Annotated in this window: 10 protein-coding genes and 1 pseudogene; 4 read left to right on the top strand and 7 right to left on the bottom strand. The window is 46.6% G+C overall.

The genetic code is table 11. The features are described 5' to 3' along the window. The coding region (locus tag C504_RS0116870; RefSeq protein WP_026317607.1) for an Arm DNA-binding domain-containing protein at positions 1-248 on the bottom strand (248 nt) is incomplete at its 3' end. A gap of 367 nt (positions 249-615) precedes the next feature. Between C504_RS0116870 and C504_RS0116860 the strand changes: the two genes are divergently transcribed. Continuing rightward, a complete protein-coding gene (locus C504_RS0116860) occupies positions 616-951 on the top strand; it encodes a hypothetical protein (RefSeq protein ID WP_018690537.1) in 336 nt (111 codons plus the stop codon). Positions 952-1,150: 199 nt separating this feature from the next. After that, positions 1,151-1,527 (top strand): annotated as a pseudogene (locus tag C504_RS18200) (integrase core domain-containing protein); the annotation flags it as partial. A gap of 309 nt (positions 1,528-1,836) precedes the next feature. On the opposite strand, the gene C504_RS18465 reads toward C504_RS18200, so the two are convergent. Continuing rightward, positions 1,837-2,763, bottom strand: coding sequence for a LysR family transcriptional regulator (locus C504_RS18465; protein ID WP_083923223.1), 927 nt, complete (start codon positions 2,761-2,763; stop codon positions 1,837-1,839). Between the two features lie 119 nt (positions 2,764-2,882). Between C504_RS18465 and speB the strand changes: the two genes are divergently transcribed. Together speB and C504_RS0116840 are read left to right on the top strand one after the other, a co-directional pair. Next, positions 2,883-3,938, top strand: a complete 1,056-nt coding sequence (gene speB / locus C504_RS0116845; RefSeq protein WP_018690535.1) for an agmatinase — start codon at positions 2,883-2,885, stop codon at positions 3,936-3,938. Positions 3,939-3,948: 10 nt separating this feature from the next. Continuing rightward, positions 3,949-4,293: a RidA family protein gene (locus tag C504_RS0116840; protein WP_018690534.1), complete on the top strand. Its 345-nt coding sequence runs from the start codon at positions 3,949-3,951 to the stop codon at positions 4,291-4,293. A 79-nt stretch (positions 4,294-4,372) separates the two neighbouring features. Here the strand turns inward: C504_RS0116840 and C504_RS0116835 are convergent, their stop codons facing one another. The 5 genes from C504_RS0116835 to C504_RS0116815 form a co-directional block, all read right to left on the bottom strand. Then, a complete protein-coding gene (locus C504_RS0116835) occupies positions 4,373-5,428 on the bottom strand; it encodes an ABC transporter ATP-binding protein (RefSeq protein WP_041951815.1) in 1,056 nt (351 codons plus the stop codon). Between the two features lie 14 nt (positions 5,429-5,442). Next, positions 5,443-6,285 carry an ABC transporter permease gene (locus C504_RS0116830; RefSeq protein WP_018690532.1) on the bottom strand — a complete coding sequence of 281 codons (843 nt, stop codon included), beginning with the start codon at positions 6,283-6,285 and terminating at the stop codon, positions 5,443-5,445. A gap of 1 nt (position 6,286) precedes the next feature. Next, positions 6,287-7,138, bottom strand: a complete 852-nt coding sequence (locus tag C504_RS0116825; RefSeq protein WP_211097990.1) for an ABC transporter permease — start codon at positions 7,136-7,138, stop codon at positions 6,287-6,289. Positions 7,139-7,180: 42 nt separating this feature from the next. Then, entirely contained in the window at positions 7,181-8,272 is a 1,092-nt protein-coding gene (locus C504_RS0116820) for an ABC transporter substrate-binding protein (protein ID WP_018690530.1), read from the bottom strand. A gap of 207 nt (positions 8,273-8,479) precedes the next feature. Continuing rightward, positions 8,480-9,100: Gfo/Idh/MocA family oxidoreductase (locus tag C504_RS0116815; protein WP_018690516.1), on the bottom strand; the 621-nt coding region annotated here is incomplete at its 5' end.

The raw sequence follows: 9,100 nt of genomic DNA, 5'->3' as shown, positions 1-9,100 counted from the left end.
ATCCGTGCTTTTTCACGGGCCTCTTCCAACTTAACGATAGGGTACTGGCCTAGTGTCAGGCGCTGCAATTTGCCCCGCATACCATCCTCACCACGACCGGCAATTCTGTACATAAGAGACCACGACTTGCGGCCTTTGGATCCGACTCTGAGCACCAATCCAGGCGTCAATGTATCGAAGACATCGTATCTTTCACCTGCATTTACAGATAAGCGCTGGATAGAAAGTTCAGTTAGCCGCTTCTTCATGTCCAGCCTCATTTCTGGGTAACAGTGGGGTAACAGAAACCGCTGTATTCACAAACACACCGATGAACGTCAGCATACAACAAAGGAAATTAAGTAACTGAATATAATATACAATTCTAGATAGCGCAACACCGTCAGGGACGTAGAAAAACGCTAGGTCACTCCCTTGGTAAGGGAGAGGTCGAGAGTTCAAATCTCTTCGACAGCACCAGTTCTCAAGCAATTTCAATCAATTAGCTTTTCACCATCTTCATATTTTCTGTTACCCCAAAATAAAATTCGTGCATAGTCCAACCCAAGACTGCTTTTTTTCCAAGTGACAAGCTAATTTAAAAAATATGAGTAATGTGCAGTTGAGTGGAATATAATGGTTCAGTTCGAAGATATTACGAATGTAATAGATAGCGGCGACTTGTTTAACTGGGCGCCACTAGATGACGTATTGCACATTCAAGAGATAGATGCCGCCAAGGTCAGAAAAACAGATGAACCCACGATGCGGTTTTTAGAAAACCTCACAAAAATTTGGGCTAAATATGCTGGTCCAGAACTGGGGTTACCTTTAAGATCAGAAGGCGAAACCAATCCGCTTATTCGGTATTTGCAAAGCGGACTGCTATTTTTCATACATGCCGATTTACCCCCTCTCCAACTCAACTCATTAGTTGCTCAGCATTTCAAAAAAGCACTTGTGTCTGAATAAGCCCCATTTCCTATTTCAAAATATATACGAGTCCTTTCGGTTAAGCTTCATGGCACTAATTTCCACCGACTTCTAACGAGTTGAGATAACGTTCAAGCTCTTGCGATCGCACTACCGACCGTCTTCCAATTTTTGCAATTTTGATCTCCCCATATTTCACGAGTTGATAGAAAAGCGAGCTGCTAATACCAAGTGCCCGATTGCAGCTGAGTTGGCCGAATGGCTCGATAGCAAGGGAATGGATCACGTTCGCGGGGCGCCATATCACCCGCAGACACAAGGCAAAATTGAACGTTGGCACCAAACATTGAAGAACCAGATTCCACTGGAAAATTACTTCTTACTTAGTGGCCTGAAACAGCAAATTGACAAGTTTATAGATTATTACAATCACTACCGATATCACGAGGGCTTACAAAATCTAACGCCGGCGGATGTCTACTTCGGCCGCGGCGAACAAATTCTACAGCTAAGAGCTTCTCAGCGATTGTTCCAAACGCTTGCCAGCCAACGGAAAGGACCAAGCAAAACACCATCAACCAGCGGCGCTTGCAATACCGCAAGCAGGCCGCATAATAAGAACCGACAGATGAGCCAAATTCTCGCTTGAATTAAGCTACTACCTGTCCATATATCCTTGATGACGAACATATAAACGGCCTAACTTTCAGCTCCCAAAAACCCATTCATAACATTAGCAATTGGTGACGGTTTTGGCACTCCGCGCAGAGCGCTGTTCGTTAATCGTAAAACACATGTCGGTTTCGTTCTGTCGCTCGATTTTGTGCCTCATAATTTACTCCATGACGGTAATAATGAGCCGGAAATACTCCCGTATAAATCAGCCTATTAGGCTTTGATGGCGAACAAGCTTAGCAATACTGTCTAGGATGTTTGCTCATGCTGCAGCAATTCCAAAAAGTCTTGCATGATATGAGAATGCCTTCTATCACCGCGCCAGATCGCACAAATTGGCGTAGAATAACCAAACACTTCCGGCAGAAGTTCATAAAAAGCGCCGCGTATTAAATTTTCGCAATGTTTAGGAAAATACCCTAAATAAACGCCGCTTCGCACAAGTGCTAAAACGGATTCTGTTTGATAAACCGTGCTGCCTAATGGGAATTTTTGCTTACGTTGGCGCAGTCGCTCGCTTTCATAATAACCACGATAGACCAGCTTATGCTTGCAAACCTCCTGCTCTTTCAGATCAACGCCATCTTTAACAGACTTAACCAATGGGTGATCTCCGCCACAATAAAGGCCAACATCTTCGTCATAAAGTCGATGATATTGTATACTCGGGTGGCGTTGATAATCGGGAATAATACCCAAATGCAGATTGCCGTCGATGATCCCTCGCTCGACCTCATTAGGCGAACCAGTCATTAGATCAACAGTCACACCCGGGGCCATAACTTGAAATTTGCGAATAGCAGAAACCAGCGGATTTTTAGCATCCGATACAGTGTAATCAATCATTCCAATATGCAATTTTCCGACCATTCGGTCACTTATGCTGGCAATATTTGATGTGAAATCTTCTGCAGACTTCAAAAGTTGATCAATATAGGTGAGCACCTGCTTGCCAGGTTGCGTCAAAACAAAACCGCTTCGACCGCGATGACAAAGCCTTAAACCAAGCCGTGTTTCCAAGTCTGAAATCTGGCGTGAAATGGTCGAGCGCCCAACGCCTAATTCGGTTTGCGCCGCAGACAAGCCTCCGCTTTCAATGACCGCTTTGAACACCCGCATTAAACGAAGATCGACGTCACTTACTTTCCCCGAAAAAGCTTTTTTCCTTCGTGACATCGCAGATATTTCCTCAAATTATCATTGTTGCATTCTTATGAAACAGAACTTCCAATTGTTCAACTTTATACACGCTTAATCACGGTTTAAATGAAGGGCATTAAACTGGGAGGTGCCTTGTGACTTGGTCTGCTGAAAAACTCGCTTTAATGCGCAAAAAATTCTCCGACGCGACAGGAGGTGAGATGCATGATCCGAATTTTCGCCGCATCGCCGACAAGATATTCTCAGAGGGTGGCCGCCGTGCTGCGCCCTATTCGGGGATCCCTACCCTGCTTGATGCCCCGCATCGTAGCATCGGTAATGAGCAATTAGACATCAACGATCTGGATGTCGCATTGTTCGGCGTGCCTATGGATTTAGGAGTGACCAACCGAAACGGCGCACGGTTCGGACCGCGTGCACTACGCTCTATAGAGCGCGTTGGCCCATACAATGACGCACTGGAATGTGCGCCCATCCACGAAATGGCTGTCGCTGACATCGGCGATGTACCTTTGCTTAGCCGTTTCGACTTGGCCCAAAGCCATGCCGACATCGAGGCATTCGTTGCCAAAATAATTGCAGAAGGCGTCATTCCACTCGCGGTTGGCGGCGATCATTCAATTAGTCACCCAATTCTAAAAGCAGTTGGCGCAAAAGCGCCCGTTGGCATGATTCATATTGATGCCCACTGTGATACGGGCGGCTCCTATGAAGGTGAAAAGTTCCACCATGGCGGACCGTTCAGAAATGCGGTTCTTGATGGCGTGCTCGATCCGGAGCGCACGATCCAAATCGGCATTCGCGGCGGGGCTAAATACATTTGGGAATTTTCCGAAATGTCCGGCATGACCGTAATTGAAGCGGCTGATATTTCAAATATTGGCATAGACGAAGTTATTAAACGTGCTCGCGATGTGATCGGCGACGGGCCGACCTATCTATCATTTGATATTGACAGTCTCGACCCTTCATTTGCACCTGGCACCGGCACACCTGAAGTGGGCGGACTGACAACACGAGAGGCAATGGCCCTCATTCGCGGCATGAAAGGTGCCAATCTAGTGGGCGGCGATGTGGTCGAGGTAGCTCCTGCCTATGACCCAACAACAAACACTGCACAAAACGGCGCTCAAATGCTATTCGAGATTTTGAGCCTAATGCAATTCACACCATTTAGAAATTCAAAGTGAGAATATGACAATGAGCATAACACGTACTGAAATTGGCAGCCGTATGAGCCAAACCGTAACACATGGCGATACAATTTATCTTGCAGGCCAAGTCGGTGAAGGTGCGGATATCACAGCGCAAACCAAAGACATGCTAGCCAATGTTGATCGCCTTTTAGAAGCAGTCGGCAGCAGTAAATCACATATTCTATCTGCAACTATCTGGATGGCGAATATGGGTGATGTTGCCGGTATGAACGCTGTTTGGGATGCGTGGGTTGATCCAAAAAACACACCAGCACGCGCCTGTATCGAATCGCGCTTGGTAACATCGGATTATATTGTTGAAGTTATGATCATCGCTGCAAAAGCGTAATTTAACGACACTTAAAATTAAGGGCGGGTTGTTATTCAAAACAAGCCCGCCCTTATCTATTGATTAGCTTTACGCCAATTTATGCGCGGAATATCGACAAAGTGTTGCTGTCGATAACAACACCCACCTTTTGCGATAACTTCAATTCTGACATCGTCGCATTATCGCTGCGCACACGCAGGCGCTCATCACTGACTTTGATTACCAATTCGGTTGATGGGCCAAGATCGCGGATAAACTCCACAGTGCCAATCGGATTGCCTTTTGCCTGATCTTCTGCAGTCAATTTGATGTGCTCAGCACGCATGGCGACATTGATATTTGTGCCAACAGGATGATCGACTGCAACATCAAAATTCCTATCCAGCAACTCAATCTGTCCCTTGCTGCTAACTTTTGCAGAAACAATATTTGCCGCGCCAAGGAAATCCGCTACGAAACTATCGGCAGGACGTTGATAAACCGTAGATGGCGGCGCAGACTGGAAGACTTTACCATTTTTCATCACAACCAACTCATCTGCCAGCATCATTGCTTCATGCTGATCGTGCGTCACTAAAATAGTCGTCACGCCAAATTTTTGCTGCAGCTGACGCAGTTCAATCTGCATATTATCGCGCAGCTTTGCATCAAGCGCAGATAATGGTTCGTCTAATAAAAATAGCGGCGGCTGAATAGCCAAAGCCCGTGCAATCGCAACACGCTGACGCTGCCCACCAGACAGTGCAGACACAGGCCGGTCAGCAATGTTGGGAAGCTCAATCACATGAAGCAATTCATCAACGCGGTCACGCTGCGCGCTAGCAGAAACACCGCGTAGCTTCAAACCATAGGCAATATTTTGTGCAACACTCATATGCGGAAACAAGGCCAGCGATTGAAACACCATCCCGAACCCCCGCTTATGTGGTGGCATCATGGAAATGTCATTGTCGTCCAGCATGAGGCGGCCAGAATCAACATTTTCAAATCCCGCAATGATGCGCAGCAATGTAGTTTTGCCGCAGCCCGATGGTCCGAGCAAACAGACGAATGAGCCTCGCTCGATTTTCAAGTCCACATTTGTAAGCGCTTGTACGCCGCCAAAATTCTTGGACACACTATCAATATGAAGGTGGAGATCTTGTACGCTCACGAGTTTAGCCTTTTTTAAAAGAGATTAGCACGGCCAGCGATCAGCTTATCGACAAGCATAATCAACACGATATCGGCAACGATAATGAAGACCGAAAGGGCCAAAGTAGAAGGGTCAAGCGAAGAAACCGTCCGGCTATACATCCAGATTGGCAATGTGCTGACATCAATCGTGTACATAAAGAAAGTGATAGTAAATTCGTTGAAACTAATGATGAGCGCGAAAATAAGCCCGGCCAGAATACCGGCCCGCATCAAAGGAATGACAACATCCCAAATCGCTCTGAGCGGTGAAGCGCCAAGCGAAATCGCGGCCTCTTCTAACTCAATGCTAATACCGTTCATCGCGCCAATGCAGTTGCGCAGCACGAAAGGTAGAACAAGTGCAAGATGTGGAATAACAATGCGCCAAATACCGATCTCCACACGCAGGCTTTCAGCAATCAGCAAAAATGCAATACCTAAAATAACCAATGGAAAAACCAGCGGCAGAGTGAACAGCAGTTCCATTCCCTCACGGATTTTACGTTGGCCGCGCACAAGTGCATAGGCCAAAGGAATGCAAACCAATGTCGAAATGACCATAACAATCACCGCCACAAGAATGCTTGTCAGTGTGGAATCCACGACCGACTGTGCGCTTGAAGTATCTTCATTAACGAACAACGCAATAACATCAGCGTACCAACGCAGAGAAAATTCTGTTGGCGGAAAGCCCGTATTATCCGACGCTGAAAATGACATGATCGTCACGACTATCACCGGTAAAGATGAAATCAAAATACCAATCGTTGCCAGAAAAAGCATGGTGAAGCGGTATGTGCCGCCGCCTTCATTTGGAAGTAAACCGACCCGCATATCAGCCTCTTGTCCTTTCTGAAGTAACCCGCACGAGCCATGATGAGAACACCAAGATCAACAGCGTCAATGAAATCAAAATCATTCCTGCCGCTGCCGCACCGGACCAGTTAAACATGGGGGAAATCATGTCACGAATGGCAACGCCTAACATCTGAACTCGTCTGCCGCCCAGCAAAAGTGGAATTGCAAATGCGCTGGCATTAAAAGCAAAAACAATAGATGCTGCACCAACAATTCCTGGGCGCAATAAAGGAACAGTCACATCAAAAAATATGCGCCATTGGCTAGCCCCTAAAGAGCTTGCCGCTTCCAAATGTTCTTGTGACAGACCCCGCACCGAACTGACAATAGGGAAGACTGCCAACGGCAATGACGTTTGAATAAGCCCCAGCAGTACACCTGTCTCATTGAAAAGAAGGAAGATAGGGCGTTCAATAATGCCCATGCCCCGCAATGCAGAGTTAAGAACACCGCTAGGTCCAAGCAACAAAATCCAACCATAGGCTTGAACCAGAAGGTTCAAGATCAAAGGTAGAAGTATCGTAACCGTCAGGATGCGCCTTGCGAGCGGGCTTTTGAGCGAAGTGAGAAGAAAGGCCAAGGGCACAGCCATCAACATCGCAGCAATTGTCGCGATGAAAGCCAACTTAATCGTGACCCAGACGGAGCGGCCAAAAAATGGCGTCATCAAATCTAGATAAGCTTTAATGGAATAGCCGTCGATAGATGCTTTATCTCCGGAAATAGAAAACCGGAATATGTAAAAACAGGCCCCGAGAAAAGGAAGTATCGCAATTAGCGCTGGCAGGGAGAAAGCCAGCATACGGTTTCGAGATAATGCAATACTCACAATATGATGCTCACGATTTCAGGGCCTGTTGTAGTTTAAATTTTACGACAATGTTGTCGTATATTTTTGGATCCATGTTTCACGGACTTCAGCAATGAAAGCTTTGTCATGGATGATCGCTTTTTCACCCATTTGCTCAGGCTTGATAATGAAGGGGCTCGCTTTTGCAGCTTCCGACATGACAGCCTTTTGGTTGACAGGCCCATTCAGCACTGCTTCCGCCATCACGCCCTGCACTTTAGCATCAAGCGTGAAATCTAGGAACGCATGAACAGCATCGTCATCGCCCGGCTTTGATTTCGGCATGATCGTGTACATCAGATCGGCAAAAAAGCCTTCATCAACGTCATAGGTCGCGCCCATATTGGAATTGGCCGGGTCGGCTAGTTCTTTGGCATAAAAGGCCGGCGCATAAACACCACCAATATCAAGCGCATCAGAACGGAAGAGTTCAGAAAGCTGAGCTGGGTTTTCACCAAAAGTCAAAACACTGTCGCGTAGTTCGGCAAGTTTTGCGAATGCTGCTTCTGAATTCGTGCCATCACCGCCAAGAAATATATCCGTAGCGAAAATTGTATCAAGCGCATCGGTCCATGTTGCTGGCGGCAAGAACAAACGGTTCTTGTAAGCTGCATCCCACATTTCAGCGTATGACTTAGGCGGTTCTTTAAATGTCTTGGTGTTATATATCAGTCCGCCCGTCCAAAGCAGATAACCAATACCAAATCCATCAGCGCCAGTACGGAAGCGTGGATCCACATCTTCCAAGTTCGGCAATTTGTTTAGATCAGGTTTTGCGAGCAAACCGTCACCGGCAAGTTCCACCGCACCGACACCAGCCAACGTGATGATGTCATATTGTGGACGATCCCCAGCAGCGCGTAGCTTGGCAACCATCTCTGAAGTTGAACCTGTGCGGTCTGCTATAACCCGCGCACCTGTCAATTCTTCAAATGGTTTTGCAATATTCTCAAGCACAGCCAAACCGGTATTGTCTGACCATGTCAAAATACGTATTTCTTTGCCTGCAAGCTTGCCATGACTTGCAGCCCTCAAAATAGATGGCGCCGCAAGTGTCGCAGAAATTGCGGCACCTGCAGTTAAAACACTGCGTCTCGATATTTTAAGGCTCATAATCGTTTCCCTTCCACGATGGACACCAATAATAACATTGGTTGTAAGCTGGTATCACCATCGCCAACAATTGGAGGAATATTAAATAGCCCTGAATCAAATATTCGTTTCATCAAAATGCAACAAAAGCATTTTTGTTGATTATTGCGCAGCAAATTTAAGCCCGATACAGAACCATATTGATAAGCTAGCCAGACCAATACCAACTTAATTCATTGCTTTCCAAATTCGGTCTGCGACCATCAGATCAAGATGCGCGCCGCCGCCATTTTTGAAAACGGTGATCTCATCTTTAGATTGCCGCCCGACGCTGCTTGTTACCAGATCATAGAAATCACCGAGCACGGCACTGCGCTCAATAGCGCCCGACGCAAGCGGTATTATCAATTCACCAATATGCTCGACTGTCGTTTCAAAGCTGTCCACAAAAATTCGTGCCTTTTGCAACAAGGCATCATCGGCCTCGCGCATATCCGCTTTAAATGCGCCAATGAGATCGACATGAGTTCCAGGCTTAATCCATTCGCCCTTCATGAGCGGTTCAAGGCAATAGGTTGCCGCTGACACGATATCGTTTTGCCCACATGCTTCTGCCAAATTTTCAACGGCATGGGCATCTTTTTTCGCGGCTAGTTTTTCGGCGTTTTTAAATGTGCGGTTCCAAATCGATACATTTTTGATCGATGGAAAAATGGCGCGGTAAGCATCAATAAGATTATCGCCAACGGTTCCAGCGCCCACAATCAATAGGTTTTCAGGCTCTGGATTTGCCAATAGTTTTGCACCCAAAACGCTATCGCCAGCTGTTTTCCACTTGGTGACAATATC

The organism is Ahrensia kielensis DSM 5890 (genome assembly GCF_000374465.1).
In the GTDB taxonomy this organism is placed as follows: domain Bacteria; phylum Pseudomonadota; class Alphaproteobacteria; order Rhizobiales; family Rhizobiaceae; genus Ahrensia; species Ahrensia kielensis.
This window is presented reverse-complemented; position numbering and strand designations above follow the sequence as displayed.